This is a genomic window from Salinihabitans flavidus (genome assembly GCF_900110425.1).
Lineage (GTDB): Bacteria > Pseudomonadota > Alphaproteobacteria > Rhodobacterales > Rhodobacteraceae > Salinihabitans > Salinihabitans flavidus.
This window is the reverse complement of record NZ_FODS01000002.1, coordinates 18,782-44,727: the sequence shown is the minus strand read 5'-3', so window position 1 is coordinate 44,727 and position 25,946 is coordinate 18,782. Positions and strand designations below refer to the sequence as shown.

Here is a 25,946-nt window from a genome sequence, read left to right as displayed (position 1 = left end):
CCATGCAGGTCATCCTCCATACTGGCGCCCATTTCACCGATGAAAACCGGCTTCTTCAGAGTCTCGCCCGTGATCGTGAGCGTCTGGGTGAACGTGGTGTTTCAGTGCCGCGCCCATCGAGCTATCGCAGGCAGATCCGCGATCTTCTGAATGAACTTCGAAAGGCGCCTCTGCCCCCTGATACCCGCGAAACGCTTCTGGCTGAGATTAACGAGGTGGAAAACCCCGATCGCTTGGTGCTCTCGAGCGCGGATTTCTTCGGTGTTTCAGGGCTGGCACTGGGCGCCGATCGCTTTTATCCAAAAGCGGCGGGGCGACTTGGCGATCTCTGCACCCTGTTTCACGGCGACGAGGTGGAGCTTTTCATGGCGATCCGTAACCCCGCCACCTTCCTGCCGGCGCTTTATAGCACGAGCAAAAAGATCGACTTTGACGATTTCCTCGGAACCACAGCGCCGATGGCGCTGCAATGGTCGGAGATGATCTCGCGCATTCGCGAAGAGGTGCCCCTGGTGCCGATCACCGTGTGGTGCAATGAGGATACACCGTTGATCTGGGAGCAGATTCTACGTGAGATGGCCGGCGCCGACCCGACGGAGGCGTTCGAGGGCCGCCATGACCTTGTCACCGAAATCATGACCGAAGAGGGGCAGCATCGCTTTGAAGAGTATCTTGCCAGCCACTTCGGTCTGAATGAGGTGCAGAAACGCCGCGTGATCGCCGCGTTCCTCGACAAGTTTGCAAAATCCGATGAGGTGGAAGAGGAACTCGACCTGCCCGGCTGGAGCGAGGAATTCATCGCCGCTCTGACCGAAGCCTATGACGAGGATGTGTTCGAGATCCAGCGTATGCCCGGCGTCACATTGATCACTCCCTGACCCATACGCGCGAGATTTTACAGCAAGCAGGAAAAGCAGGATGTGTCGACAGATTGCGGCAGATCAAAGAGTAAATTTCCGACACAGGCTAGATTTCGGATCGCAATGGTCGAAATCGGATACGGTGGGCTTTTTATGAAATCTTATCTTTGGGTTGTTTTGCTCATCGGGCTGAGTCCCTCACTATCGGCCGAGACAGTACAGGTCGCGCCGATTTCGGTGACGGAATGGAAATCGGTCTACGGAAATGTGGAAACCCGGAATCGGGTTCCAGCACGCGCCCGCATTGGCGGCACCGTCACCAAACTGGACGTGGCAGAGGGTGACACCGTAAGCGCTGGGGCCCGGATCGCGGTGATCGAGGATGTGAAGCTGACCTTCCAGATTGATGCTCTTGATGCGCGTCTGGAATCGCTGGCCGCGCGTCTGGCCACCGCTCGCTCTGATCTGACGCGCGGCGAGCAGCTAATCGAGCGCGGGGTAATCACCAATCGCCGGTTCGAAGAGTTGCAGACCGCTGTCGATGTGCTTGAGGGCGAGATCTCCAGCCTTGAATCCGAACGCTCCGTTGTAGAGCAGCAAATCAAGGAAGGCGATGTACTGGCTCCGGGGGACGGGATCGTTCTGTCGGTGCCGGCATCGCTTGGTTCGGTTTCTGCGCCAGGGGAGGTTATCGCGGAAATCGGCGGAGGCGGCACCTTTCTTCGGCTCGCCTTACCGGAACGCCACGCAAGGAACCTGTCGGAAGGGGACCGGATTGAAATCGAAGGTGCCGAGGGGGCGCGCAATGGCACTCTTGCCAAGGTTTACCCGTTGATCGAAGGGGGGCGTGTGCAGGCGGATGTGGAGGTGGACGGCCTTGATGCACGTTTCATCGGTCGACGCGTGCTTGTTCGGCTGCCGGTCGGCGAACGAAAGGCAATACTGGTGCCCGAGTCGACTCTCTCTCGGAACGGGGGCCTCGACTTCGTGACGGTTCAGTCCGAAGATGATCTTATCCGGCGCGTGGTTGTTCCTGGGGAAACCCTGACGCGGGATGGCGCGAAGTGGCGCGAGATACTGACCGGCCTTGAGCCCGGCGACGTTGTGGTGACGCCAGATGAGTGAGGGACATTCCGCTCCGACCGGCGCACTGGGTGTCGCAGGCCGACTGACGCGCGCCTTCATCGCCTCTCCTCTGACGCCTCTTCTGCTTCTGGCGGCGATTGCTGTCGGGCTGATCGCGCTGTTTCTGCTGCCGCGCGAGGAGGAGCCGCAGATTTCTGTCCCGTTGGTGGACATTCACGTTCAAGCGGATGGATTGAAAGCACGCGATGCGGTCAAACTTGTGACCGAGCCGCTTGAAACCATCGTCAAGGGGATCGATCAGGTCGAACACGTCTATTCCGACACCCGCGACGATCAGGTGATGGTCACCGCGCGCTTCACAGTCGGGGTTGCTTCTGAAACCGCGATCCTTCGGGTGCGTGACAAGATCCTTGCCAATATATACCGGATCCCCGTCGGCATTCCCGAACCGCTGGTTGTGGGGCGTGGAATCAACGATGTTGCCATTGTCGGGCTGACCTTCAGTCCCGCCAGCGAACAGGATGTCGTGACCGCCGCGGATCTCACCCGTATTGCCCGCGAGGTCGAGGTGCGGCTGGCGCGGATTGACAATGTCGGGCTGACCTATGTGATCGGGGCGAAGGATGAGGCGCTTCGCGTGGCGCCTGATCCCGAAAGGCTCGCACTTTATGGGATCACGCTGCAACAACTTGCAGGCAAGGTTCAGGCCGCAAACAGCGCCGCGCCGGCGGGCAAACTGCGTTCCGACGGGGAGCAGATTGGACTTGTGATCGGCCAGACGCTGTCCACTCCCGAGGAGATCGGTAATCTGGAGTTGACGGCGCGTGACGGGCGCACGGTCTATGTGCGCGACGTCGCCGACGTGGCTTTCGTCTCCGGCATGGATGAAAGGCACGTTGCAACGCTGCACCGTGCCGAGGATGGCACGATCGAGCGGCGGCCCGCCGTCACTCTTGCGCTTGCCAAACGGGCGGGCGCCAATGCGGTTCTCGTGGCCGAAGAGATCCTGCATCAGGTGCACCAGATGCAGGGCGGGCTGATCCCGGACAGCGTGGAGGTGGAAATCACCCGCGATTATGGCGAAACGGCCAATGAAAAGGCGAATGAGCTTCTGTTTCACCTTGGTCTCGCCACCGTCTCGATTGTCATTCTCGTGCTTGTCGCGATCGGCTGGCGCGAGGCACTGGTGGTCGCAATCGTCATTCCCGTAACCATTCTGCTTACGCTTTTTGCCGCTTGGGTCATGGGGTATACGCTTAACCGGGTCTCGCTTTTCGCGTTGATCTTTTCCATCGGAATCCTTGTTGATGATGCGATTGTGGTGATCGAAAATATCTCCCGGCATTGGAGTATGAAACGCGAGGATCAAAGTCGCTTCAGCGCCGCGATTACGGCGGTCGCTGAGGTGGGGAACCCGACCATTGTTGCGACGCTGACAGTGGTGGTGGCGTTGCTTCCGATGTTGTTCGTTTCGGGATTGATGGGCCCCTATATGAGTCCGATCCCGGCCAACGCTTCGGCGGCAATGATCTTTTCCTTCTTCGTGGCGGTAATGATCACGCCTTGGCTCATGCTCAAGATCGCTGGTCGCGCGCCGTTGCATCACAGTGAAGGGGATTTTCCCGGTGGCCGGCTCGGGAAGCTCTATGCGCGGGTAGCGCGACCGCTTCTGCAAACCAAGGCGCGCAGCGGGGTATTCCTGTTGGTTGTCGTGGTTCTGTCTTTTGGCTCTCTAGGGCTGCTATACACCAAGCACGTTACGGTAAAGCTCTTGCCTTTCGACAACAAATCGGAGCTTTCCATCGTGATCGATCTGCCCGAAGGGGCAAGCGTCGAGTCGACAGATGCAGTGGCACAGCAAGCCGCGAGGATCGCGATGCAACTGCCGGAGGTGGTCACGGCTCAGACCCATTCGGGCACCGCGTCAGCCTTCAACTTCAACGGGCTTGTACGCCACTACTTCCTTCGCCAGACACCGGAACTGGGCGATGTGCAGCTCAATCTCGAAGCAAAGCACCATCGCGATCGCACGAGTCACGAGATTGCACTGGATCTGCGCGAAAGACTCCAGCAACTTGACCTGCCGGAGCACACGGTGCTCAAGGTTGTAGAGCCGCCGCCAGGACCGCCCGTAATTGCGACCTTGCTGGCCGAGATTTATGGCCCCGATCCGGAAACACGGCGCGCAGTGGCCGCACATGTCCGACGCGCATTCGATGAGGTTCCGTTTATCGTCGATGTGGACGACAGCTACGGGGTGCAGCCGCGCCGGCTCCGGGCCGAACTGCAACCGGCCAATCTCAACTTCTATCACGTTCTGGAAAGCGATGCGCTCGACACGCTGCGACTGCTCAACGGGTCCATGACAGTAGGCTATTCACACCGCGGCGAAGGTCGTCGCCCGATTCCGATCGTCGTGTCCCGTGCCAAGGCCGACCGGGTGATCAACGAGGCTGCGCTTTCAACGCCAGTGCCGGCGGATGCACTGCCCGGCGGGCGCGGTGTCGTGGAACTCGGCGACGTGATCGAGATTTCCGAAGAGCGTGCCTCTTTCCCAATCTTTCGGCACAACGGCCATGATGTCATCATGGTGACAGGGGAGCTTGCCGGCGATTTCGAAGCGCCGCTTTACGGCATGATGGCTGTTGCTGACGGGCTCAAGGCGATGGGTCTGCCAGAGCATCTGTCGCCGGAGATCCGCATGAACGGACAGCCGGACAGCACAGAGCATCCGGTGCTGCTGTGGGACGGAGAATGGGAGGTGACATGGGTCACCTTCCGCGATATGGGAGCAGCCTTCGCGGTTGCACTTCTTGGCATCTACATCCTGGTAGTTGCGCAGTTTGGCAGTTTCCGCTTGCCACTTGTTGTCCTGACGCCGGTCCCGCTCACGTTTCTGGGGATCATGGCCGGGCACTGGATTTTCAACGCGCCGTTCTCCGCCACCTCAATGATCGGGTTCATTGCGCTTGCGGGAATTATCGTGCGCAATTCCATCCTGCTGGTCGATTTCATCCGTCATGCCAATCCCGAGAGGAACGTGACGGTCGAGATCCTCGTCGAGGCAGGGGCGACACGGTTCAAGCCAATTCTTCTGACCGCGATTGCCGCGATGATCGGGGCAGCGGTGATCCTGGTTGATCCGATCTTTCAGGGGCTCGCGATTTCCTTGCTTTTCGGCCTGCTATCGTCAACAGCATTGACGGTGCTGGTCATTCCCGCGATTTACCGGATTGCCAAGACCTGAGATCTTCGGCTGATCCGAGCTCTACCTTGGGGGTGGTTTGTTGAAGGGGGTTGCGGGCTGTCTCGCCTGTTGGTAAATCCCACCTCGCGCCGGTATAGCTCAGCTGGCAGAGCACCTGATTTGTAATCAGGGGGTCCGGGGTTCGATCCCTCGTGCCGGCACCAGTTTCATGATGGGAGGCCCCGATCGGGACCTCCCATTTCTGTTGCCTGGGTCTCGGATTCGATTTGCGTGTCGGCTCTCTGTTTCGCGGATTGAGATCACGGCTGTCGCAGCGCGCGGGCCTGAATCCGGTTCGCCTTCTAGTGGGACCGCTCATCGTCGCTGACTGCGGTCGCACCATGCGCATGTCCCCGTCAAAGTTGTTTATCCATTCAAATGCGGGCAGGATCTGAATTCCATTCGCCACGCATTCTACCCCAAAAGCTCCAAACCGTGAGGCTGATCCAGTCAGTCGCTCGAAGCATAGTTCGCAAAGGTGCTTTGCGGGCGAACAGGCATGAGTCCCATGTTGTGTCAGTGGCGTAGAACAATCCGGGAGCATTGAGTTCGAGAAGCCGACTGAAGAAGTCTGAATTGACTTACCTTACTTATTTAGTCAGAAAAGGGGGGAGTGCTTGAGTCGGAAAGGAGACACACACCCATGATACGTGCATCGACTGCCGCAGTAGCCCTGCTGATTGCGGGTGCGGCGCCTGCCATGGCGGGCAAGACCGAGATCCTGACCAACTATGCCAATATCGCCCGTGCGGGCTATGAGGACAGTCTGATCAAGGCACGTGAACTAAAGGGCGCCGTGGAGGCGCTACTCGCTGACCCCTCGGCAGAGACGCTGGCCACTGCGCGCAGCGTTTGGATCGAGTCGCGGGTGCCTTATCAGCAGACCGAGGTCTACCGCTTCGGAAACCCGATTGTGGATGATTGGGAAGGCAAGGTGAATGCCTGGCCTCTGGACGAAGGTTTAATCGATTACGTGCAGGGGGGCTATGGTGGTGCGACAGATCAGAACCCCTATGCGGCGCTCAATGTGATCGCGACTCCCAGCTTCACGCTCTCGGGAGAAACGATCGACGCGACTGATATCACACCGAGCCTTCTTGAGAATCAGCTGCATGAGGCCGACGCCGTCGAAGCCAACGTCGCCACCGGGTATCATGCCATAGAGTTTTTGCTCTGGGGACAGGACTTGAACGGCACCGATGCTGGTGCCGGCAACCGGCCCTGGACCGATTTTTCCAGCGGCGATGATTGCACAAACGGAAATTGTGATCGGCGGGGGGACTATCTGACGGCTGCGACAAACCTGTTGGTGAGCGACCTTGAGTGGATGACCGCGCAATGGGGTGACGGTGGTGCCGCGCGCAAGGCAGTCCATGCCGACGAGGAAGCCGGAATCGTGGCGATGCTGACCGGCATGGGCTCATTGTCCTATGGCGAGCAGGCAGGAGAGCGCATGAAACTGGGCGTCATGTTGAATGACCCCGAGGAAGAACATGACTGCTTTTCGGACAATACTCACAACAGCCACTTTTATGATGGCCTTGGCATTCGCAATGTTTATGTAGGCGAGTATGTCCGTATCGACGGTCGCGTCGTCAGCGGCGAAAGCCTGTCTTCCCTGGTCGCCGAGGCCAATCCCGAGGTGGATGCGGCGCTACGCAACGATCTCAACCAGACCATGGTCGAGCTTGGACAAATCAAAGCTGCTGCCGAAGCCGGTTTCAGCTACGACATGATGCTGGCTCGTGGCAACAAGGCGGGTGAGACGCTCATTATGGATGCTGTGAATGCGCTGGTCGAACAGACCCGTTCCATAGAGCGGGCGGTCGCAACGCTCGGCGTCGAAAAGGTCGGATTCGAGGGCTCTGACAGCCTCGACAACCCCGATTCGGTCTTTCAGTAGGATCCCGCGCCACTGTTGCACGCCCAAATACCTCTACGCGTGTGCCAAAATCACCGTCCGAAGGCCTCGGTTGCGCGGCCTTCGCCCACCATGACCGCTTGCGGGCGGAACTCGGAGTAAGGGATGCTTGTCTGCCACTGCATGTCTATCAGCGACCGCGATATCCGTGCCGCAATTGACTGGATGCGCGCTGCCGATCCGGACACGATCATAACACCCGGCAAAGTCTACCGTGCCCTCGGCAAGAAGGCCGATTGCGGCGGTTGCCTGCCACTCTTCATGGACACAATGCAGAATTGCGATAGTCTGGAGGTTCCAGTAAATTTGCGCGGCCTGCGTCGCGGGTCCAATAGGGAGGCCAACCATGAAGGGAGACACGAATGTCATCGAGTATCTCAACAAGGCTCTCAGAAGTGAGCTGACTGCCGTTAGCCAGTACTGGTTGCACTACCGGCTGCAAGAGGATTGGGGTTACGGAAGGATCGCTGCCAAGTCGCGCGAGGAAAGCATCGAAGAGATGCACCACGCGGACAAGCTGATTCAGCGAATCATTTTTCTTGAAGGACACCCGAATCTCCAAAAGCTCGACAGCCTGCGTATCGGTGAAACGCTCAAAGAGACACTGGATGCTGATCTCGCCGCCGAGCAGGAGGCCCGCGCCCTCTACAAAGAGGCTCGGGATCACTGCGAAAACGTGGGCGATTACGTTTCGAAGAACCTCTTTGAGGAACTCATAGCCGACGAAGAAGGCCATATCGACTTTCTTGAAACCCAGATCGACCTGCACGAGACGCTGGGCGCCGAGAAGTATGGCCTGCTCAACGCCTCTCCGGCGAACGAGGCCGATGGGTGACACGGTGGCGCAGAGGGCAGGCTGATTTCTGATTGAAAGAGTCGGGCATTCATGGCTACACGCTTCCGTATTGGAGAATGCCATGCGCCAGATATCTGCTATCCCCTTGCGTGTCCTGACCCTCTGCCTGATCGCCCTTCCGGCACTCACAGCGGGGGCAGCCGACACCGGGTCCGGCACCGCGAGGGGCCTTCCCGCCGATCTGACTGCCCCATTCCTTGTCGTTGTTCCCCGCACCTCGGCAGAGGCCGAACGGATCGCCCACGCTACGCGACCTGCCGAGCAGTTCGACGCGCCAGAGCAATTCGAGTCGAATCCGGCCGGCGCTGCGACAGTGCGTGTACGCGACGACGCAGACGCCTTTTCACTCTCTTCGGCCAACATGCCGTTCGAGCGTGAGCTGAACTTCAAGGTTGGCAACGGTCTCTTTCGTAAGCTCTGGGTCTCCTCACCATCCTCGACAAAGGCCTCTGACGGGCTCGGTCCACTCTACAACGCACGTTCCTGCCAGCGCTGTCATCTGAAGGATGGACGAGGACATCCGCCCGAAGGTCCCGAAGACAGCCGCGTGTCAATGTTCCTGCGCCTGTCGGTGCCGGCGGCAGGGACGGAGATGTCCAAAATCGAGGCCATTCTTCTCTCCATCGGGGCCGAAATTCCGCGTACGCGCCCCGATCCCGTCTATGGTGGACAATTGCAGGACTTCGCCGTTTCCGGTCATGCCGCCGAAGGCCGGATGGAAATCTCCTATGAGAATATTGATGTCACGCTGACGGATGGAGAGATCGTCAGACTGCGCAATCCGAGCTATCGCGTTGGGGATCTGGCCTATGGACCGCTGCACGAGGATGTGATGCTAAGCCCGCGGGTTGCGCCGCCAATGATCGGACTTGGCCTGATTGAGGCGATACCGGCTGCCGCTATTCTTGCCAATGCCGACCCTGAAGATGCCGATGGCAATGGCATATCTGGCAAGCCGCAAATCGTCTGGTCATTCGAACATGCTCGCCCGATGCTGGGCCGTTTTGGCTGGAAGGCCGGAGCGCCCTCGATTAGAGAACAATCCGCCAGCGCTTTTGCCGGTGATATCGGGATATCGAATCCGATTTTCGAAGCCCCCGCCGGAGACTGCACCTCCCGGCAGGAGAGGTGCGTATCTGGTCCTCATGGCGATGACGATGCGCGTGGACAAGAGATCGATATCGAAGGCCTCGACCTCGTCACATTCTATAGCCGTAATCTGGGTGTGCCGGCACGGCGTGACATTTCCGATCCAGAGGTGCTACGCGGGAAAGAAACCTTCTACGAGACCGGCTGCACTGCCTGCCACTGGCCGAAATTTGTCACCAACCGACTGGAAGGCCAGCCTGAGCAGAGCTTTCAGTTGATTTGGCCATATACCGATCTCCTCCTTCACGACATGGGACCGGGGCTTGCCGACGACCGGCCCGAAGGTCGCGCGAACGGACGGGAATGGCGGACACCGCCGCTTTGGGGGGTTGGACTGACAGAGCGAGTAAACGGCCACAGTAATTTCCTTCACGACGGGCGGGCGCGATCACTGCTAGAGGCGATCCTGTGGCATGGTGGCGAGGCTGAAGCGGCACGGGATCGCGTGATTTCGATGCCGAAGCCCGAGCGGGACGCGTTGCTCCGCTTTCTGGAGAGTCTGTGATGCGCCAAGCCCTTGCCGTCCTTTCTCTCTGTCTCGCAAGCCCTGCCATAGCCGGAGTCGATGCAGCGCTTGAAGAACACGTCCTGCCCGAGATGGATCGCTTTGCCACTGCCACCGAAGACCTGGCGGGCGTGGCCGAAACCGATTGCCGGGCAGAAGTTTTGCGCCCCGCCTATCACGACGCCTTTGATGCCTGGTTGGGGGTCAGCCATCTGCGCTTCGGCCCAATGGAAGAGGGCGGCCGAGCGCTTGCGATCGCGTTCTGGCCTGATAACCGCGGTATGGTGGGCCGCACTGTGGCCCGGCTGATCACCGACGAAGATCCGGTGGTGCAAAGCGTCCGGGATTTTGCCGAGGTCTCCGTCGCCGGTCGCGGGCTGTATGCGATGGAACGTTTACTCTACGATCCCACTCTCGCGGCATATGGCCACGGCGACTATTCCTGTGCGCTGGCGGTGGCCATGGCGCGGGATCTCGCGCGACTGGGGCGCGGTCTGGCCCGCGATTGGCAGGCGCATGCCCGCTCGATGGAGACCGCTGGCGATCAGGGGAATGTCACCTATATCGGCCCGCGCGAGGCGGCACAGGCGCTATATACCGCACTGGTCTCGGGGCTGAAATTCACCGCCGACCAGCGTCTTGGCCTGCCCCTGGGCACATTTGATCGACCGCGTCCCAACTTGGCGGAGGCGCGACGTTCAGGGCGATCACTGCGCAACGTGATACTGTCGCTTCAGGCACTGGAAGGTCTTGCCACTGCTTTGGCCGATCGGCCGATCCCCGAAACCACCGCGGCCTTCGCCCGGGCGCTGGAGGTTGCGCGCGCACTTGAGGACCCGGTCTTTGCGGGTGTCACGGACCCAACCGGTCGTCTTGAGGTCGAGATACTGCAACAGCGCATCGAAGCATTGGTTGCGCCCGTTACCAACGAGATTGGCGTCCCACTCGGCGTCTCAACCGGGTTCAACGCCACGGACGGAGATTGACATGTCCACGCGGCGAGAGTTTATGACCGCGCTTGCCGCTGCGAGCGCGCTGCCATCGTTGAGCTGGGCCGATGCCGGAAGTCCGGCCTTTCTCGCAGCAGCGCGCGAGCCGGATGGAACCTACGCACTCTTTGGTCTTGATCGGACCGGGGCAGATGTGCTTCGCATCCCGTTGCCTGACCGAGGCCATGCCGCCGCGGCGCATCCACGCATGCCCGAAGCCGTCGCCATTGCCCGTCGCCCCGGCACCTTCGCTATGGTAATCGACTGCGCGACGGGCCGCCTGCTACACCGACTCAACGCACCTGCCGGGCGGCACTTGTATGGGCATGGAGCCTTCATCGAGGAGGGTGCGGTGCTTTGTACAACTGAAAACGATATCGAGACCGGCGAAGGGCGCATCGGGCTCTGGGCGCGAGACGCGGGCTATAGGCGAATAGGCGAAATACCCTCGGGCGGGATCGGGCCGCATGAAATCATCGCGCTGCCCGGTGACGTTCTCGCCGTTGCCAATGGCGGCATCCGGACCCATCCGGACAATGGCCGTGAGAAGCAAAATCTCGATACGATGCACCCCAATCTCAGCTACGTGACGCTTGCGGGAGGGGTGAAGGAGAGCGTCGCGCTTGGTCCCGAACTGCACAAGGCGTCGATCCGGCATCTTGCTGCGGGCGACGGTGTAGTTGCCTTTGCAATGCAGTGGCAGGGTCCGATGCCGGATCCGGCCCCGTTGCTCGGATTTCATCGCTTGGGTGGCGCGCCTGTCCTTTGCGCGGCCGATTTGACCGAACAGATTGCCATGGACGGGTATGCGGGTAGCGTCGCCATTGCCGGCGGGCGGGCCGCGATCACGTCGCCGCGCGGCGGGCGGGTGCATATCTATAGCCTCGAGGGCGATTTTCTTGCCACCCTGCGCCGTCGCGATGTCTGCGGCATTGCCCCCGACGGCGCCAACTTCGTTCTGACGGATGGGATGGGCGGAATCTTCAGCACCATTCGGACGACACTTCGGCTCGAGCGGCGCGCAGAGCGTGCCTGGGATAATCATCTCGTTCGCATTGGCGGGTGACAGCGGAGCCCCTATTCAGCAAGAGGTTGGACGACCGATTTCTTCCCTCCAATCCAAGAGGAAACCAGTGGCGGCATGACCCGGTAACCTAGAGACAGGCGCCATTTTGCGATGAAGCAGGAAGAAGGCGACATGCGGCGCGTGTTGAGTTGGACTGTCCTGAAACGGAGGCGATGCGCTGCATCCGCCTAGCGCAGTTGCTCGTCTACCGTCCCTTCCGCTTCACATTACCGCCCCGCTGTCCCGGCCGGCCCCCGGTGGACCGTCCGCGGCCCTTCACCGCCTCTTCGCTGACCTTTTCCACTGCCTGCTGGCGGGCGAGTGGGTCGTCGGCGATAGCCAGATCGACGGCTTCGAGCCGCTTCACCTCATCGCGCAAGCGGGCGGCCTCCTCGAACTCAAGGTTTTCGGCGGCCTTTCGCATATCGGTTCGCAGCCCGTCCAGAACCGCTTCCAGATTGGCTCCGTGCAGTGGTTTATCCACTTTCGCCGTGACGCGGGACATATCCACATCGCCGCGATAGAGGCCGGCAAGCACATCCTCGACATTCTTCTGAATCGTGGCTGGCGTGACGCCGTGTTTCACATTGTAGGCGATCTGCTTCTCGCGGCGGCGGTCGGTTTCATCGATCGCGCGCTGCATGGAGCCAGTGATGCGATCACCATACATGATGACGCGGCCTTCGGAGTTGCGCGCCGCCCGGCCGATGGTTTGAATAAGGGAGGTTTCCGACCGCAGGAAGCCTTCCTTGTCCGCGTCCAGAATCGCCACCAATCCGCATTCTGGAATGTCGAGCCCCTCACGCAGAAGGTTGATGCCCACCAGAACGTCAAAAGCACCAAGGCGAAGGTCACGAAGGATCTCGATCCGCTCGATGGTGTCGATGTCGGAATGCATATAGCGCACGCGAATACCCTGTTCGTGCAGGTACTCCGTCAGATCCTCGGCCATCCGTTTGGTCAGCGTCGTCACCAATGTGCGGTAGCCCTTTTCCGACACGCGCCGCACTTCGTCGAGAAGGTCATCAACCTGCATTTCGACAGGACGGATTTCCACCTCGGGATCGAGAAGACCCGTAGGGCGAATCACTTGTTCGGTGAAGACGCCGCCGGTCTGTTCCATCTCCCATTTGGCGGGGGTGGCGGAGACGAAAACGGATTGAGGGCGCATGGCATCCCATTCCTCGAACTTCAGCGGGCGGTTGTCCATGCAGGACGGTAGGCGAAAGCCGTGTTCGGCCAGCGTGAACTTGCGCCGGTAGTCGCCTTTGTACATGGCGCCGATTTGCGGCACGGAAACGTGGGATTCATCGGCAAAGACGATGGCATTGTCGGGGATGAACTCAAACAGGGTGGGGGGCGGCTCACCGGGCGCGCGCCCGGTGAGGTAGCGCGAATAATTCTCGATCCCATTGCACACGCCGGTCGCCTCCAACATTTCGATGTCGAAGTTGGTGCGCTGCTCCAACCGTTGCGCCTCCAGCAGCTTGCCTTTTCCCACCAATTGGTCAAGCCGCTGGCGCAGCTCTTTCTTGATGTTGATGATCGCCTGCTGGATTGTCGGTTTGGGCGTAACGTAGTGGCTATTGGCGTATACGCGGATCTGTTCGAAACCACCCGTTTTCTCGCCGGTCAGCGGATCGAATTCGGTAATCGCCTCAAGCTCTTCGCCAAAGAAGCTCAGCCGCCAGGCGCGATCCTCAAGGTGGGCGGGGAAGATTTCAAGGCTGTCACCGCGCACCCGGAATGACCCGCGCTGAAACGCCTGATCGTTGCGGCGGTATTGCTGCGCGACAAGATCGGCCATCACCTGCCGCTGATCATACTCCTGCCCGACCCTCAGATCCTGCGTCATCGCACCGTATGTTTCGACAGAGCCGATGCCGTAGATGCAGGATACCGAGGCGACGATGATCACGTCATCGCGCTCCAGTAGCGCGCGCGTGGCAGAGTGGCGCATCCGGTCGATCTGCTCGTTTATCTGGCTTTCTTTTTCGATATAGGTGTCGGAACGCGGGACATAGGCTTCGGGCTGATAGTAGTCGTAGTAGGAGACGAAGTATTCCACCGCGTTCTCAGGAAAGAAATTCTTGAATTCACCATAAAGTTGTGCGGCGAGTGTCTTGTTGGGGGCAAGGATGATCGCGGGCTTTTGCGTTTTCTCGATCACACTCGCCATGGTGAAGGTCTTGCCGGTACCGGTGGCCCCAAGAAGCACCTGATCACGTTCGCCCTCAAGGATGCCGGTTGACAGTTCCGCGATGGCCGTGGGCTGGTCGCCCGCAGCTTCGAACGTGGTGGCCATCACGAACTTCTTTCCGCCCTCAAGCTTGGGGCGGGATTTCACGTCCGGTGCTGATGCATGCAGTATTGGCGCGCTCCTGTCGGAATCGGCGTAGGGCATCGGAACTCTCCTTGTTCGAAGCTCTTAGTTTGGGACGATATGACTGCGGTGCAACCCCGATTGAGCCACGCAGAGAGAAATTCCTCACGGGTACTGGGTCGGCACGCGTGTTTGGGGGGGGCATGGTTTCGCGGAACAACCGTGCGGTCGTGCGAAATCGGCACTTGCCCGACTGACCCAAATCCCTGATAAGATCCCAGCACCGCAAGGAGATTGTGATGAAGGCGCGTATCTATAGACCGGCCCGCAACGCGATGCAGTCTGGCACCGCAAATACGAAAAACTGGGTGCTTGAGTTCACCCAGTCACGGGGTCGCGATGTTGATCCGCTCATGGGATGGACGAGTTCCGCCGATACTCAGACACAGGTGAGAATGAGTTTCCCTACGAAGGAGGCCGCGTTGGAGTATGCCGAGGAACACGGGATCGAGGCGACGGTGATGATCCCCAAGCCGCGCAAGCCCAATATCCGGCCGCGTGGATATGGAGAGAACTTCGTGCCCGACCGGCGTGTGCCTTGGACGCATTGAGTCGGATACTCTCGTTAGAGGAAATTCCGAATGAGCCACGGTTGTGCGCCGGGGCGTTGTTCGCGGATGAAGCCGTGTTAGTTGTGCCAGTAGAAGAAGTCTGGACCCGCGCGGGCGAGTAGCACGGCTGCCATGGCGCGACCAAGCTCTGCGCCGTCTTCTATCGGGGCGCTCTTGTCTTCGAAATGACGTTCTGATCCATCAGGGCGCAGCACTTCGCCGCGCAGACGCAGCGTGCCACCGTCAAGTTCCGCAAGCCCGGCAATCGGCGTTTCACAAGAGCCGTCCAGCCCGGCGAGAAAGGCGCGCTCGGCCGCGAGGCGTTGCGCGGTGGTGTGGTCGTGTATCGCCTCCAGCAGGGCTGCGGTTGTGCTGTCGCCGGTGCGCCGCTCAATCCCGATGGCGCCCTGTCCGATGGCGGGCAGCATCTCTTCGGGTTCTAGCGCACAGGCGGCGATATGCGCCATCCCGAGGCGGTTGAGACCTGCCATCGCAAGAAAGGTGCAGGCCGCGACATCGTCAGCGAGTTTCTTTAATCGGGTCTGAACATTTCCCCGAAATTCAACCACTTGCAGGTCAGGTCGGGCATTGAGAAGTTGCGAGCGACGACGCAGTGACGAGGTGCCAGCTACCGCACCCTGCGGCATCTCGGTGAGCCGCGCGACGACGGGCGAGACAAAAGCGTCGCGCACATCCTCGCGCGGAAGATAGGTGTCGAGGACGAGGCCGGGGGGCTGCTCAACCGGCATGTCCTTCATCGAGTGAACGGCGATGTCGATTTCACCGGACAGAAGCGCCTCTTCAATTTCCTTGGTGAACAGACCCTTGCCCCCGATTTCCTTGAGCGCACGATCCAGAACGCGATCGCCGGTGGTCTTGATCGCGACAACCTCGAACGCCTCCTGCGGCAGATCGAAGGCGGCGGCGATGCGATCGCGTGTCTCATGCGCCTGCGCAAGGGCCAATGGCGAGCCTCGGGTGCCGATTTTCAAGGGCGAGTCGGGGGTGGGCATGGTGCGTGTCATGGAGGTGGGTGTAGACGTGGCCGGAGGCCGTGACAAGGCACGTCAGGCTTGACATCCTGTCGCGGGCGCTAGACCAAGCCGTGAGGAAATAGGGGGCTTGAATGGCAGAAACGAAAACCATCCTGAAGGCGCTGGCCGGCGAGGTGCAGGAGGTTCCGCCGATCTGGATGATGCGGCAGGCGGGACGGTATCTGCCCGAGTATCGCGCAACCCGCGAGAAGGCAGGCGATTTCCTGTCGCTCTGTTACAATCCGGAACTGGCTGCCGAGGTCACTTTGCAGCCCATCCGACGCTATGGCTTTGACGGCGCGATCCTTTTTGCCGATATCCTGTTGCTGCCGCAGGCGTTGGGCGCCGATCTATGGTTTGTCACGGGCGAGGGGCCGCGCCTTTCGACGATTGAAACACAAGAAGATTTCGAAAAGCTTAAACCCGCGTCTGAGGTTCACGAGATGCTCAACCCTGTGTATCAGACGTTGCGCACTGTGAGCGGTGAATTGCCCGACGAGACAACGCTCATTGGGTTTGCGGGGGCGCCCTGGACGGTGGCGACCTACATGATCGCGGGGCGGGGCACGCCCGATCAGGGGCCAGCGCATGCGCTCAAAGATGAAAACCCGGCGCTGTTTGAAGCCGTGATGGCGCGTCTGACCGAAGGAACGATTGAATACCTGTCAGCGCAGATCGAGGCGGGGGCAGAGGTTGTGAAGCTGTTCGACAGTTGGGCCGGGTCTTTGAGGGGCGACGATTTTGATCGCTATGCCCTTGAACCGGCGAAGAAAATCATTGCAGCCCTCAAGGCGCGGCATCCCAGGGTGCCGGTCATCGCCTTTCCGAGGGGCGCCGGCGCGCGGTTCGAGGGGTTTGCCCGTGCCACCGGCGCCGATTGTGTCGCCGTCGATGACGGGGTAAGCTCGGAATGGGCCGCAGCCCATGTGCAGAAGGAGGGCTGCGTTCAGGGAAATCTCAAGTCTTCCCATATGGTTACGGGCGGTCAGCCCTTGATCGACGAGACGCGGCGCATTGTCGATGCCTTCGCCAAGGGGCCGCATATCTTCAATCTGGGGCATGGAATCACCCCTGATGCGGACCCGGAAAATGTGCAACTGATGATCGACACGGTGCGCGAAAAGCGCGTGCGGTAGAACGTCGGTATTTTGTCGGTATTACGTCGGTGCCGGTATCGACATCAGCGGCCCCGGCCGGGCCGCTGCAATTCTGCCCGAACTTCGTCGGTATGCTCGCCGCGCCGGGGCGCGGGATTGAGAGCGGGGGCCTGCCCATCGAACCGCGGGGCGGGGGAGGGTTGCAGAACACCCTCCGGGCTCTGCCACACACCGCGGAAGGCCATATGGGGCTCCTGTGCGGCCTCTTGCGGTGACCGGACGGCCGCGACGCAGGCGTCGGATCCCTCGAAGAGGTCTGCCCAATGCTCGCGGGGCTGGCCGGCGAAGATATCCGCCAGCCTGCCGGTCAGCGCGGGCCAGAGCCGGGCGTCATGCTGGCGTTGAAAGTCGGGATCGTCGGTCAGGTCCATCTTTTCGAGAAACGCGGCGTAGAATTTGCCCTCCAGCGCCTGCACCGTGATGAAGCCGCCGTCGGCGCATCTGTAGCTGCGCGACCAATGCGGCCCGTCCAGAAGGCTTTGCCCGCGGTCCATCGAGAACTGCCCGGACTGCCGGATCGCCATGAGCAGCGCCATCATATGCGCCGATCCGTCCACGATGGCGGCATCGACCACCGTGCCGTGCCCGGTGGCGCGCGCGTTCAGCAGTCCTGAGAGCAGACCCACCACCAGATAGAGCGCCCCGCCGCCGATATCGCCCAGAAGCGTGGCAGGCGTGATCGGCGGTGTGCCCGGCTCTGACGCATACCAAAGCGCACCGGAGGTGGCGATGTAGTTGAGGTCATGGCCTGCCCGGTCGGCGCGCGGCCCGGTCTGGCCCCAGCCGGTCATGCGGCCGTAGACCAGCGCCGGGTTGCGGGCGTGGCAATCGGCGGGGCCCAGACCGAGCCGTTCCATTACGCCGGGGCGGAAGCCCTCGATCAGCACGTCGGCTCCGTCTATGAGCGCCTGCGCGGTGGCCAGATCGTCCGCATCCTTGAGATCGAGCGTAATGGAGCGTTTGCCGCGATCGAGCAGGCTGGCCTCTGGCGTGACGCGGTCGCCGCCTTGCTTGCGATGAAGGGTGATCACATCGGCCCCGAGATCGGCCAGCATCATGGCGGCGAAGGGGGCAGGGCCCAGCCCCTCCACCTCGATGACGCGCAGTCCCGAGAGCATCGCGGCGGGGGTGTCATTCTCTGCGCTCATGGCGTCAGTCCTTGTCCAGTCCGCGCGCGATCAATTCCTTCATGATCTCGTTGGTGCCGCCGTAGATCTTCTGCACGCGCGCGTCCGCGTAAAGCTCGCAGATCAGGTATTCGCTCATGTAGCCGTAACCGCCATGCAGTTGCAGGCATTCGTCGATGATCTCACATTGCGCCTGGCTGCCCCACCATTTGGCCATCGCGGCCTTCTCCGGGGTCAGGCTGCCTTGTTCAAGCTCTTCCAGGCACTGATCGAGGAAGGCGGCGAGAAGTTCGATCTTCGTGGCGCATTCGGCCAATTGAAAGCGGGTGTTCTGAAAATCCATGATGCGTTGCCCGAACGCCTTGCGCTCTCGCACATAATCGAGCGTCACGTCGAGCGCACATTGCGCCGCGCCGAGCGCGCCATAGCCAAGGATCAGCCGCTCCCATGGAAGCTGCTTCATCAACTGATAGAAGCCCTCGCCTTCCTCGCTGCCAAGAAGATGCGTGCGGGGAATGCGGACATCGTCGAAATTCAGCTCCGCGGTGTCGTTGCGCTTCATCCCGAGTTTGTCGAGGCGGCGGCCGACGCTGAAGCCATCCAGCCCCTCGGTCTCCACGATCAGAAGCGAGACGCCTTTGGAGCGGGATTTCGGATCGGTCTTGGCCACGAGCACCAGAAGATCGGCGCTGCCGCCATTGGTGATGAAGGTCTTGGAGCCGTTGATGAGATATTCGTTGCCATCGGCAATCGCGGTGGTGCGCACCGCTTGCAGATCCGAGCCGGTGCCCGGTTCGGTCATGGCGATGGCGCCGACCATCTCTCCGCTGGCGAGCTTGGGAAGCCAGCGCGATTTCTGTTCATCGGTGCCATAGGCGACAATGTAATGGGTGGCGATATTGTGAACCGAAAAGCCCCAGCCGCTGTCGCCGGCCCGGGCCTGTTCGATGAAGGTCACGGCGTCGAAATGGCGCGACAGGTCAAGCCCGCCGTGGTCTTCGGGGATGGTGGCACCGAGCAGGCCCAGATCCCCCGCCTTTTTCCAGAACGCCCGGGGAATGACCCCGGCGGTGGTCCAGTCCCGGCGGTTGGGTTCGAAATCCTCGGCAAAGAAGCGGGCGACGGTGTCGCGGTAGGCGCGGTGCTCGTCGGTCATCCAAAGATGGTTGGGCATGGGTGGTCCTCCTCCTCGGTGTCAGGCGGCGCAGACGGTGGCCTGCCCCCTGAGCGTGCGTGTTCCGTCTGCCAGTGTAGCGGCGAGCGTGAGGTGCAGCACCGGATTTCCATCAATCTCCAGCCGTTCCGTTACGTCGCCGGTGAGCGTCAGCGTGGCGCCGACCGGGGTGATGGCGGTGAAGCGGGCGCTGAGCGCAAGAAGCCGGTCTTGCCCGGCCCAGCCCGTCACAAGGCGGCCAAGCTGTGCCATCGACAGCATGCCATGGGCAAAGACATCCTGCTGCCCCGCCTGTCTGGCAAAATCGATGTCGATATGGATCGGGTTGTGATCGCCGGAGGCCCCGGCATAGAGCGCGAGCATGGCGCGGGTGATCGGCCCGAATGTCAGGGGCGGAAGGCTGTCGCCCGGCCGGGCGGTTTGCGGGGTCATGGCCGGACCTTTGGCAGGCGGTGGATGAGATCGCGGGTGGCGATGACAAGGGGGCCACGCGCGGGGTGGGTGATCCGCATTTTCAGATGGGCGATTTCCAGCGCGCCGCCCTTCGCGTCGGAAAAGCCTGTCACCTCATGAGTGATCTCGAGCGTGTCCCCGGCATGGATGGTGCCGTGGTAGCAATAGCGTTCGGTTCCGTGCAGCAGGTAGCGCAGATCCGCACCGATCAGATCGAGCAGCCTGGGCAGTCCTCGGCGCGTGGCCTCCGTCGCGGCGGCCGTGTCGAGCACGACCGCATAGGTTGGCGGGGCGCGCAGATCCGGATACCCTGCGGCGCGGGCGGCGGCGGAGTCGAAGTGCACCGGGTCGGTCTCCCCGATGGTTTCGGCAAAGAACCGAAGCGCGCCACGTTCAACCGCAACGGACAGTGGCGCCGTGACATGGCCGGTCGTGGTACGGTCGAATATCCCCATGTCAAACTGCGTGGCGGGGGAGAATAGGGGAGGGACGGGGGCGTGTGATGTTGATATCCTTGCGCTTCGAAGACTGACGCGAAGTATCGGCAGATGGCAGCCGCAGGGCAAGACGGTTTGCGCTCGATTTCGGCCAGTTTGCGCTCTGTTGAAGAAACGGCGCGGACGTGAATTCCTGCTTGACCCCCCCCCGCGACTCCCCTAAGTCCACCTCACCGTGGCGGAGTAGCTCAGGTGGTTAGAGCAGCGGAATCATAATCCGCGTGTCGGGGGTTCAAGTCCCTCCTCCGCTACCACTGTTTTCCCCGATCTGAAAACCTGGGGTCGCGCTGAGGACGCTCAGGCGTTGCCGGAGCATAGCAGGCGCACCATCGGTTTCTGTAGCAGAGACGACGAGCTCCGAGACCAATGTCCTGACGGCATCGCGAACTTTTCGTTCGGGCTTCCGGTTCGGCGCAGCCTTCGATTCCGTGAGGTCCTGAAGCGCGGCTGGGGCTTGTCAGCGCGTCACGCGCTGACAAGAGGGGTAAGATTGCCGCTTCCAGAACTGAATTGCCTTCGATCAGGGTGCCGTCATTTTGATGTCCTGGCTCAGAAACTCGTTGGTGTAGGCCGAACTGGGATCGAAACTGCTTTCGAGGTCGAAATAGGTGTCGACCAATTCGTAGGTGCTCTCGATTCTGTCCTCGGCAAACCAGCCTAGCCCGCTGTTCATCGTGGCCTCGGTCCTCATCAGTTCCATCACGCGGCCCCATTGATCTTCCATCGCGCCACGCTGCAAGCCGCTCGCATTGGATAGAAGTGCGTCGATGCAGGGAGCGGGTTCATCGACGCAGGCACGGTAGGCACGCTGTGTGACCTCGACAAAGGCACCGACAAGTTCCTCGTTTTCCGCAAAGAAATCATTGTTGACGATGAACGAGTTGCCGTAAGGGTTGAGGCCGATCTCGCTCCACCGGAGAAAACCCAGATCGTCGCCGAATTCCTTCACCTTCAGATCGTGCCCATTGTAGAAGTCGCTGATAATATCGACCCGGCCGGCAGCCAGCGTTGGGACCTTGGCGGCGGGGGAGATGTTGACGAATTCCAGACCGTCCTCGGGGATGCCCGCAGCTTTCGCGAAGGCGGGCCACATGACGCGGGCCGCGTCCCCGGACGGATTGCCGAGCGTATGGCCCGCGAAATCCTCGGGGCCCTCAATGCCTGTGGACTTCTTCCAGTAGAATGTGAAGGGCGAGTTGGCATAGAGCGCCATCACTGCCGTCAGCTCGGCCCCCTTGGACTTGGCGAGGAATGCAGTACCAAGCTCCGCGATGCCAAGATCAACGGCGCCAACACCCACATTCTGCGCAGCGAGGCCGGAGCCTTTGCCCGACTGAACGTCCAGGTCGATCCCGGCCTCTTCGTACCAGCCTTGGTCGAGCGCATAGAAAATCGGTGAATGGTCCGCGCCCGGCGTCCAGTTCAGGATCAGGCTGACAGACTCCTGCGCCTGTGCGGCAAAAGGCACGAGCGACAACAGGCAGGCTGCGGTTGCGCGATTGAAAGTTCTTGTCATGATCTGTTCTCCCGTTGCTGCGCTCTATACCAGCCACGCGGGTATAGAGCGCTTATTCAATCAGGTTAGGAGGCGGCCACAGCCCAAGTCAACACTTGTCAACCATATGGTTGGTAATTTTGTTGACGACTGGAAGAGAATCCTGCTTGCTTGCGGAATATCGTGTTGACAGCGCATCTGGATGACCGACATAAATCAACCATATGTTTGATTCTTGATCGGAGGAGATCCGACACGATGAACGATGCAGCCGAGTATCCGCCCAGCCCACAGCGGCGTTTTGTCTTGCCAGAGCAATGGCCGTCCTACGCTTTGGCCTTGCTGGCGCATGTCACTGTGGTTGTGATCTGGTGGGCCGTGACCGCGCTTGAGTTGACACCAGCCTACATCATGCCCTCGCCCGGCGACACGCTCGCCACTCTGGCCGATCCGGGCTATCAATGGCTGAACAATATGGCCGTCACCGCGACCGAGATCTTCGTTGGCTACGGGCTTGCCATCGCTGGCGGCGTGCTGTTCGCGATGTTGTTCACTTGGTTTCGCCTGCTCCGGGCGACGCTCTTCCCGCTTTTCGTGACAATCTCGATGATTCCCAAGGTCGCGCTCGGACCGTTGCTCGTGGTCTGGTTCGGCTATGGCATGGGCACGAACACCTTCTTCGCCTTTATTATCGCCTTCTTTCCGATTCTCATCACCACGTCACGAGGCCTGCGCGAAGTGGAACCGGACCTGTTGGATCTTGTACGCGCGCTGAAGGGCACGCGCTGGCAGGTCTTTCGCAAGATCCAGCTTCCGGGCGCCCTGCCTTATATCTTTTCGGCGATGAAAGTGGGGGCGATCCTGTCTGTCGCCGGCGCCATCGTAGGTGAGTTCGTGGCCTCGAGCAAAGGACTTGGCTACCTGATGATCCAGGTCCAGTCGACCCTGGACACTGCCGCGATGTTCATGTCCGTCCTGCTGTTGAGCCTTCTGGGCGTTTCTCTCTTCGGCTTTGTGCTGTTGCTGGAACGGCTGTTGGTCGTCAAGGATGCGCGGCTTGACGCGGCGGGGCCGGCGTGATGCGCGATCAGCTGATCTACATGTCCGCGAGCGAGATGGTCGCAGCCTTCGCGACGAGGCAGCTCTCTCCTGTGGATGTGGCAAAGGCAGCGCTTGACCGGATCGCCGAGATCCAGCCGACGCTCAACGCCTTTTGCATCATCGACGGCGAGTCCGCGATGTCCGATGCCCGCGCCTCGGAAGAACGCTATGCAAACGGCGCCCCGCTCGGCCCCGTGGACGGGGTGCCGACGACGCTGAAAGACCTTGTCCTGACAAGGGGCTGGCCGACGCGCCGCGGATCGCGAACGATTCCCGAGGAAGGTCCGTGGAACGAAGACGGCCCTGCCACCGCGCGCCTGCGGGAGTCGGGAGCCGTCCTGTTGGGCAAGACCACGACGCCTGAATTCGCCTACAAACCCGTGACCGTCAGCCCGCTTACCGGCACCACGCGCAATCCGTGGAATCCCGCACTCACTCCCGGCGGCTCCAGTGGCGGTGCAGGCGCGGCAACGGCCATGGGCGCCGGGACGCTTGCGCTTGGTACCGATGCCGGAGGGTCGATCCGCATCCCGGCGAGCTTTTGTGGCGTCTTCGGCCTCAAACCATCGGGCGGTCGCGTGCCGATGTATCCACCAACACCGCTTGCCTCCCTCGTGGGGTTCGGGCCGATGACAAGGACGGTAGAGGACGCGGCGCGGATGCTGACGGTGCTCGCCCGTCCCGATATCCGTGATGTGGCGGCCCTGCCATTCGATGAGATCGCCTATCACGAGCGGCTGGATGCCGACCCGAAGTCATGGCGGATCGCCTTCAGCCCGACCATGGGCTATGCGCAGGTGGATGACGAAATCGCCACCCTGGTGGAGGAAGCCACCCGGGACTTCGCCCGGATGGGGGCCCGTGTCGAGACGGTGGACCGCGTCATGGACGATCCCGAGCCATTGATGACCAAACTGCGGCGCGGTTTCACAGCTTATGCTTTCCGCCATATGGGTGAGGATCAGTTCGCGTTGATGGATCCCGAACTCGTGGCCGATATCCGCGAGAGTCGCGGGGCAAGCCTGAACGCTCATCTGGATGCCGAGATGGAGCGGATCGCACTTCTGAAGCAGATGACCTCGTTTCACGAGGACTACGACTTCCTTGTCACGCCCACCCTGACCGTGCCGCCCTTCTCCGTCGATCTGGAGCGGCCCGAGGGCGAGACGCGCTATTCCTGGACCGGGCTTTGCATCCCGTTCAACCTGACCCGCCAGCCCGCGGCGTCCGTTCCCTGCGGTTTCACCCGCGCGGGATTGCCGGTGGGGTTGCAGATCGTCGGACCGCCCCGGGCGGATCTGGAGGTGCTTCAGGCCGCCCGCGCACTCGAACGTGCCCGCCCATGGGCGCAGGCCACGCCGGACCCGCAAAAATGGGTCGCGGCATGAACGACCCGATAATATCGAAGGAGATGACCATGACAGCCGCAATGCGGGAACACCTCCCGGACTCACTGCCCGACCGGATTGAGGATGTCGAAATGCTGGAGGAGTTGCTCTCGCGCCCCGATGCGGCGACGACAAGCGATCTCTCGGCACTTGACGGCGATGTCATGGTACTGGGCGTCTCCGGCAAGGTCGGCCCGACGCTTGCCCGGATGGCGGCGCGTGCCTTGCCGGAGCGCAGGGTGATCGGTGTGGCAAGGTTTTCAGACCCCGAGACGCGCCGCCAGCTCGATGCCTGGGGGGTGGAAACCATCCAGTGCGACCTTATGGACCGCGCGGAGCTCGGAAAACTGCCGCAGGCGAAAAACATCGTGTTCATGGCCGGACACAAGTTTGGCTCTTCCGGCAATCAGGGGCTTACTTGGGCGATGAACACCTATTTGCCCGGGCTGGTGGCCGAGACCTTCACCGCCGCGCGCATTTCCGTCTTTTCCACCGGTTGTGTTTACCCCTTCGTGCCGTTGGAGCAGATTGGCGCCGATGAACGGATGCTTCCCGACCCGCCAGGCGAGTATGCGCAATCCTGCATCGGGCGCGAGCGGATGTTTCAGTATTTCTCGGAACTCCATGGCGCGCCCGGTCGGTTGATCCGGCTCAACTATGCTATCGATATGCGCTACGGTGTGCTCTGCGACATTGCGGACGCGATCCATGCCGGGAAGCCTGTGGACCTGAGCACTGGCCATGTGAACGTAATCTGGCAGGGTGACGCCAATCGTTTCGCGCTGCGCGCGCTAGCGCATGCGACGGTGCCTACGAGTCCACTGAATGTGAGCGGGCCTGAAACGCTTCCGGTTCGCTGGCTGGCCGAAGAACTCGGCCGCCGTATCGGTCGCGAGGTCACCTTCGTGGGCGAGCCGGGGCCAACCGCGTGGCTTAACAATTCGGCCGAGGCGTTCCGACTCTTTGGCTACCCGGAAGTGCCACTGTCCCGCCTGCTCGATTGGGTTGCGGATTGGACGCTGCGCGAAATGCCAAGCCTTGGCAAACCCACCAAGTTCGAGTTCCGCGATGGCCGATATTGAGCCCGCGTCCCTTCTTGGGCCTGACGAGGCCGCTGCCTGCCTGCCGCTGTCGCACGAGCCGGGCTGGAATCAGACGGAGGCAGACTGGACCATGATGCTAAAGTCCGGCCATGCGCTTACGGTGCGCGACGGTGACCGCAGGCCACGCGCCTCTGCTGTCGCGCTCCCGATGGGCGACAAGATCGGATGGATCAGTATGGTTCTTGTCACGGCCGCCCTGCAGCGCCGGGGTATCGCGCAGCGACTGGTGGGAGATTGCATCGACTGGCATGAAGCGCGCTGTCTCGCTCCGCATCTGGACGCCACACCGGCGGGGCAACCGCTCTATCGCAGGATGGGGTTCCAGCCGCTTTGCGGGCTCATGCGCTTGACAGGGGTTGGTGGACTTAGGGCCGAAGAAATCGGTCTGCGCACGGCCAAGACGAGCGATCTCGACTGGATATTGCCTCTTGACCAAATGGTCTTCGGCGGTGATCGCTCTTACGTACTGAACGATCTGCTTGCTCGGCCGGGCGCCGTGGCGCTTGTGCGCGCCGATAGCTCCGGCTTCGTGCTGTCTCGCAAGGGTCTGACCGCCACGCAGATCGGCCCCCTGATCGCGCCGGACACCGACACCGCGCTGGAGCTACTGGTGGCTGCGCTCGGGCGTATCGAAGGCCCCGTGATGGTCGACGCCTTCGACGACCATCCCGCAATCGCAACTCTTCTAAAGGCGCGCGGATTTCGCGAGCAGCGTCCTTTCTTGCGCATGGCGCGCGGCTTGTCTGCGCCTCTGGGCGATCCGGCAAGGCTTTTCGCCGCGGCCGGCCCCGAACTGGGATAACC

22 protein-coding genes and 2 tRNA genes are annotated in these 25,946 nt (G+C 61.2%); 17 read left to right on the top strand and 7 right to left on the bottom strand.

Annotated features, from left to right (window positions below; genetic code table 11):
* Nucleotides 1-2 precede the first annotated feature (2 nt).
* From BMW66_RS02105 to BMW66_RS02060, 10 genes are all read left to right on the top strand, one after another.
* Entirely contained in the window at nucleotides 3-878 is an 876-nt protein-coding gene (locus BMW66_RS02105) for a hypothetical protein (protein ID WP_093114991.1), read from the top strand.
* 135 nt (nucleotides 879-1,013) lie between these two features.
* Entirely contained in the window at nucleotides 1,014-1,985 is a 972-nt protein-coding gene (locus BMW66_RS02100) for an efflux RND transporter periplasmic adaptor subunit (RefSeq protein WP_093115385.1), read from the top strand.
* The gene (locus tag BMW66_RS02095; protein ID WP_093114990.1) at nucleotides 1,978-5,193 is read left to right on the top strand and encodes an efflux RND transporter permease subunit; all 3,216 of its coding nucleotides are present in this window, start codon (nucleotides 1,978-1,980) and stop codon (nucleotides 5,191-5,193) included. The genes BMW66_RS02100 and BMW66_RS02095 overlap by 8 nt, the downstream gene beginning before the upstream one ends.
* Before the next feature lie 88 nt (nucleotides 5,194-5,281).
* Nucleotides 5,282-5,357: transfer RNA gene (locus BMW66_RS02090), tRNA-Thr, on the top strand.
* Between the two features lie 479 nt (nucleotides 5,358-5,836).
* On the top strand, nucleotides 5,837-7,096 hold the full coding sequence (locus tag BMW66_RS02085; protein ID WP_093114989.1) for an imelysin family protein: 1,260 nt from the start codon (nucleotides 5,837-5,839) through the stop codon (nucleotides 7,094-7,096).
* A gap of 123 nt (nucleotides 7,097-7,219) precedes the next feature.
* Nucleotides 7,220-7,513, top strand: a complete 294-nt coding sequence (locus tag BMW66_RS02080; RefSeq protein ID WP_093114988.1) for a (2Fe-2S)-binding protein — start codon at nucleotides 7,220-7,222, stop codon at nucleotides 7,511-7,513.
* Nucleotides 7,461-7,949 carry a bacterioferritin gene (bfr, locus tag BMW66_RS02075; protein WP_093114987.1) on the top strand — a complete coding sequence of 163 codons (489 nt, stop codon included), beginning with the start codon at nucleotides 7,461-7,463 and terminating at the stop codon, nucleotides 7,947-7,949. Before BMW66_RS02080 ends, bfr begins: the two co-directional genes overlap by 53 nt.
* An 82-nt stretch (nucleotides 7,950-8,031) precedes the next feature.
* Nucleotides 8,032-9,624: a di-heme oxidoreductase family protein gene (locus BMW66_RS02070; protein WP_093115383.1), complete on the top strand. Its 1,593-nt coding sequence runs from the start codon at nucleotides 8,032-8,034 to the stop codon at nucleotides 9,622-9,624.
* Nucleotides 9,624-10,610: an imelysin family protein gene (locus tag BMW66_RS02065; protein WP_093114986.1), complete on the top strand. Its 987-nt coding sequence runs from the start codon at nucleotides 9,624-9,626 to the stop codon at nucleotides 10,608-10,610. The genes BMW66_RS02070 and BMW66_RS02065 overlap by 1 nt, the downstream gene beginning before the upstream one ends.
* 1 nt (nucleotide 10,611) lies before the next feature.
* A complete protein-coding gene (locus tag BMW66_RS02060; RefSeq protein WP_093114985.1) occupies nucleotides 10,612-11,679 on the top strand; it encodes a DUF1513 domain-containing protein in 1,068 nt (355 codons plus the stop codon).
* A gap of 205 nt (nucleotides 11,680-11,884) precedes the next feature.
* Here BMW66_RS02060 and uvrB read toward each other — a convergent pair whose 3' ends face one another.
* The gene (uvrB, locus tag BMW66_RS02055; RefSeq protein ID WP_093114984.1) at nucleotides 11,885-14,083 is read right to left on the bottom strand and encodes an excinuclease ABC subunit UvrB; all 2,199 of its coding nucleotides are present in this window, start codon (nucleotides 14,081-14,083) and stop codon (nucleotides 11,885-11,887) included.
* 218 nt (nucleotides 14,084-14,301) lie between these two features.
* Here uvrB and BMW66_RS02050 point away from each other — a divergent pair, with 218 nt between their 5' ends.
* Nucleotides 14,302-14,613 (top strand): ETC complex I subunit, encoded by a 312-nt coding sequence (locus tag BMW66_RS02050; RefSeq protein ID WP_093114983.1) that lies wholly within the window; start codon nucleotides 14,302-14,304, stop codon nucleotides 14,611-14,613.
* A 77-nt stretch (nucleotides 14,614-14,690) separates the two neighbouring features.
* Here BMW66_RS02050 and hemC read toward each other — a convergent pair whose 3' ends face one another.
* Nucleotides 14,691-15,638, bottom strand: coding sequence for a hydroxymethylbilane synthase (gene hemC, locus BMW66_RS02045; RefSeq protein ID WP_093114982.1), 948 nt, complete (start codon nucleotides 15,636-15,638; stop codon nucleotides 14,691-14,693).
* Nucleotides 15,639-15,739: 101 nt separating this feature from the next.
* Between hemC and hemE the strand changes: the two genes are divergently transcribed.
* Nucleotides 15,740-16,783, top strand: a complete 1,044-nt coding sequence (gene hemE / locus BMW66_RS02040) for a uroporphyrinogen decarboxylase (protein ID WP_093114981.1) — start codon at nucleotides 15,740-15,742, stop codon at nucleotides 16,781-16,783.
* Between the two features lie 44 nt (nucleotides 16,784-16,827).
* Here the strand turns inward: hemE and BMW66_RS02035 are convergent, their stop codons facing one another.
* From BMW66_RS02035 to BMW66_RS02020, 4 genes are read right to left on the bottom strand one after another with little or no spacing between them, the layout of a single operon-like run.
* Complete coding sequence (locus BMW66_RS02035) at nucleotides 16,828-17,922, bottom strand: CaiB/BaiF CoA transferase family protein (RefSeq protein WP_093115381.1); 1,095 nt, start codon at nucleotides 17,920-17,922, stop codon at nucleotides 16,828-16,830.
* A gap of 34 nt (nucleotides 17,923-17,956) precedes the next feature.
* Complete coding sequence (locus tag BMW66_RS02030; RefSeq protein ID WP_093114980.1) at nucleotides 17,957-19,105, bottom strand: acyl-CoA dehydrogenase family protein; 1,149 nt, start codon at nucleotides 19,103-19,105, stop codon at nucleotides 17,957-17,959.
* Between the two features lie 21 nt (nucleotides 19,106-19,126).
* Nucleotides 19,127-19,537: a MaoC/PaaZ C-terminal domain-containing protein gene (locus tag BMW66_RS02025; protein WP_093114979.1), complete on the bottom strand. Its 411-nt coding sequence runs from the start codon at nucleotides 19,535-19,537 to the stop codon at nucleotides 19,127-19,129.
* Nucleotides 19,534-20,013, bottom strand: coding sequence for an FAS1-like dehydratase domain-containing protein (locus tag BMW66_RS02020; protein WP_093114978.1), 480 nt, complete (start codon nucleotides 20,011-20,013; stop codon nucleotides 19,534-19,536). Before BMW66_RS02020 ends, BMW66_RS02025 begins: the two co-directional genes overlap by 4 nt.
* 219 nt (nucleotides 20,014-20,232) lie before the next feature.
* On the opposite strand from BMW66_RS02020, the gene BMW66_RS02015 reads away from it, so the two are divergent.
* Nucleotides 20,233-20,309, top strand: a tRNA-Met gene (locus BMW66_RS02015).
* A gap of 266 nt (nucleotides 20,310-20,575) precedes the next feature.
* On the opposite strand, the gene BMW66_RS02010 is transcribed toward BMW66_RS02015, so the two are convergent.
* Nucleotides 20,576-21,571: an ABC transporter substrate-binding protein gene (locus tag BMW66_RS02010; RefSeq protein WP_093114977.1), complete on the bottom strand. Its 996-nt coding sequence runs from the start codon at nucleotides 21,569-21,571 to the stop codon at nucleotides 20,576-20,578.
* A 237-nt stretch (nucleotides 21,572-21,808) separates the two neighbouring features.
* On the opposite strand from BMW66_RS02010, the gene BMW66_RS02005 reads away from it, so the two are divergent.
* From BMW66_RS02005 to BMW66_RS01990, 4 genes are read left to right on the top strand one after another with little or no spacing between them, the layout of a single operon-like run.
* Nucleotides 21,809-22,630, top strand: a complete 822-nt coding sequence (locus BMW66_RS02005) for an ABC transporter permease (protein ID WP_093114976.1) — start codon at nucleotides 21,809-21,811, stop codon at nucleotides 22,628-22,630.
* A complete protein-coding gene (locus tag BMW66_RS02000; RefSeq protein WP_093114975.1) occupies nucleotides 22,630-24,039 on the top strand; it encodes an amidase in 1,410 nt (469 codons plus the stop codon). The genes BMW66_RS02005 and BMW66_RS02000 overlap by 1 nt, the downstream gene beginning before the upstream one ends.
* A gap of 29 nt (nucleotides 24,040-24,068) precedes the next feature.
* Nucleotides 24,069-25,121 (top strand): NAD-dependent epimerase/dehydratase family protein, encoded by a 1,053-nt coding sequence (locus BMW66_RS01995; protein ID WP_217639281.1) that lies wholly within the window; start codon nucleotides 24,069-24,071, stop codon nucleotides 25,119-25,121.
* On the top strand, nucleotides 25,108-25,944 hold the full coding sequence (locus BMW66_RS01990; protein ID WP_093114974.1) for a GNAT family N-acetyltransferase: 837 nt from the start codon (nucleotides 25,108-25,110) through the stop codon (nucleotides 25,942-25,944). The genes BMW66_RS01995 and BMW66_RS01990 overlap by 14 nt, the downstream gene beginning before the upstream one ends.
* Nucleotides 25,945-25,946 lie beyond the last annotated feature (2 nt).

What these genes read in the sequence shown, in the direction of transcription:
- BMW66_RS02105 (WP_093114991.1), top strand. Translation starts at nt 3, where the DNA reads ATGCAGGTCATCCTCCATACTGGCGCCCATTTCACCGATGAAAACCGG.
- BMW66_RS02100 (WP_093115385.1), top strand. Translation starts at nt 1,014, where the DNA reads ATGAAATCTTATCTTTGGGTTGTTTTGCTCATCGGGCTGAGTCCCTCA.
- BMW66_RS02095 (WP_093114990.1), top strand. Translation starts at nt 1,978, where the DNA reads ATGAGTGAGGGACATTCCGCTCCGACCGGCGCACTGGGTGTCGCAGGC.
- BMW66_RS02085 (WP_093114989.1), top strand. Translation starts at nt 5,837, where the DNA reads ATGATACGTGCATCGACTGCCGCAGTAGCCCTGCTGATTGCGGGTGCG.
- BMW66_RS02080 (WP_093114988.1), top strand. Translation starts at nt 7,220, where the DNA reads ATGCTTGTCTGCCACTGCATGTCTATCAGCGACCGCGATATCCGTGCC.
- bfr (WP_093114987.1), top strand. Translation starts at nt 7,461, where the DNA reads ATGAAGGGAGACACGAATGTCATCGAGTATCTCAACAAGGCTCTCAGA.
- BMW66_RS02070 (WP_093115383.1), top strand. Translation starts at nt 8,032, where the DNA reads ATGCGCCAGATATCTGCTATCCCCTTGCGTGTCCTGACCCTCTGCCTG.
- BMW66_RS02065 (WP_093114986.1), top strand. Translation starts at nt 9,624, where the DNA reads ATGCGCCAAGCCCTTGCCGTCCTTTCTCTCTGTCTCGCAAGCCCTGCC.
- BMW66_RS02060 (WP_093114985.1), top strand. Translation starts at nt 10,612, where the DNA reads ATGTCCACGCGGCGAGAGTTTATGACCGCGCTTGCCGCTGCGAGCGCG.
- uvrB (WP_093114984.1), bottom strand. Translation starts at nt 14,083, where the DNA reads ATGCCCTACGCCGATTCCGACAGGAGCGCGCCAATACTGCATGCATCA.
- BMW66_RS02050 (WP_093114983.1), top strand. Translation starts at nt 14,302, where the DNA reads ATGAAGGCGCGTATCTATAGACCGGCCCGCAACGCGATGCAGTCTGGC.
- hemC (WP_093114982.1), bottom strand. Translation starts at nt 15,638, where the DNA reads ATGACACGCACCATGCCCACCCCCGACTCGCCCTTGAAAATCGGCACC.
- hemE (WP_093114981.1), top strand. Translation starts at nt 15,740, where the DNA reads ATGGCAGAAACGAAAACCATCCTGAAGGCGCTGGCCGGCGAGGTGCAG.
- BMW66_RS02035 (WP_093115381.1), bottom strand. Translation starts at nt 17,922, where the DNA reads ATGCTCTCGGGACTGCGCGTCATCGAGGTGGAGGGGCTGGGCCCTGCC.
- BMW66_RS02030 (WP_093114980.1), bottom strand. Translation starts at nt 19,105, where the DNA reads ATGCCCAACCATCTTTGGATGACCGACGAGCACCGCGCCTACCGCGAC.
- BMW66_RS02025 (WP_093114979.1), bottom strand. Translation starts at nt 19,537, where the DNA reads ATGACCCCGCAAACCGCCCGGCCGGGCGACAGCCTTCCGCCCCTGACA.
- BMW66_RS02020 (WP_093114978.1), bottom strand. Translation starts at nt 20,013, where the DNA reads ATGGGGATATTCGACCGTACCACGACCGGCCATGTCACGGCGCCACTG.
- BMW66_RS02010 (WP_093114977.1), bottom strand. Translation starts at nt 21,571, where the DNA reads ATGACAAGAACTTTCAATCGCGCAACCGCAGCCTGCCTGTTGTCGCTC.
- BMW66_RS02005 (WP_093114976.1), top strand. Translation starts at nt 21,809, where the DNA reads ATGAACGATGCAGCCGAGTATCCGCCCAGCCCACAGCGGCGTTTTGTC.
- BMW66_RS02000 (WP_093114975.1), top strand. Translation starts at nt 22,630, where the DNA reads ATGCGCGATCAGCTGATCTACATGTCCGCGAGCGAGATGGTCGCAGCC.
- BMW66_RS01995 (WP_217639281.1), top strand. Translation starts at nt 24,069, where the DNA reads ATGACAGCCGCAATGCGGGAACACCTCCCGGACTCACTGCCCGACCGG.
- BMW66_RS01990 (WP_093114974.1), top strand. Translation starts at nt 25,108, where the DNA reads ATGGCCGATATTGAGCCCGCGTCCCTTCTTGGGCCTGACGAGGCCGCT.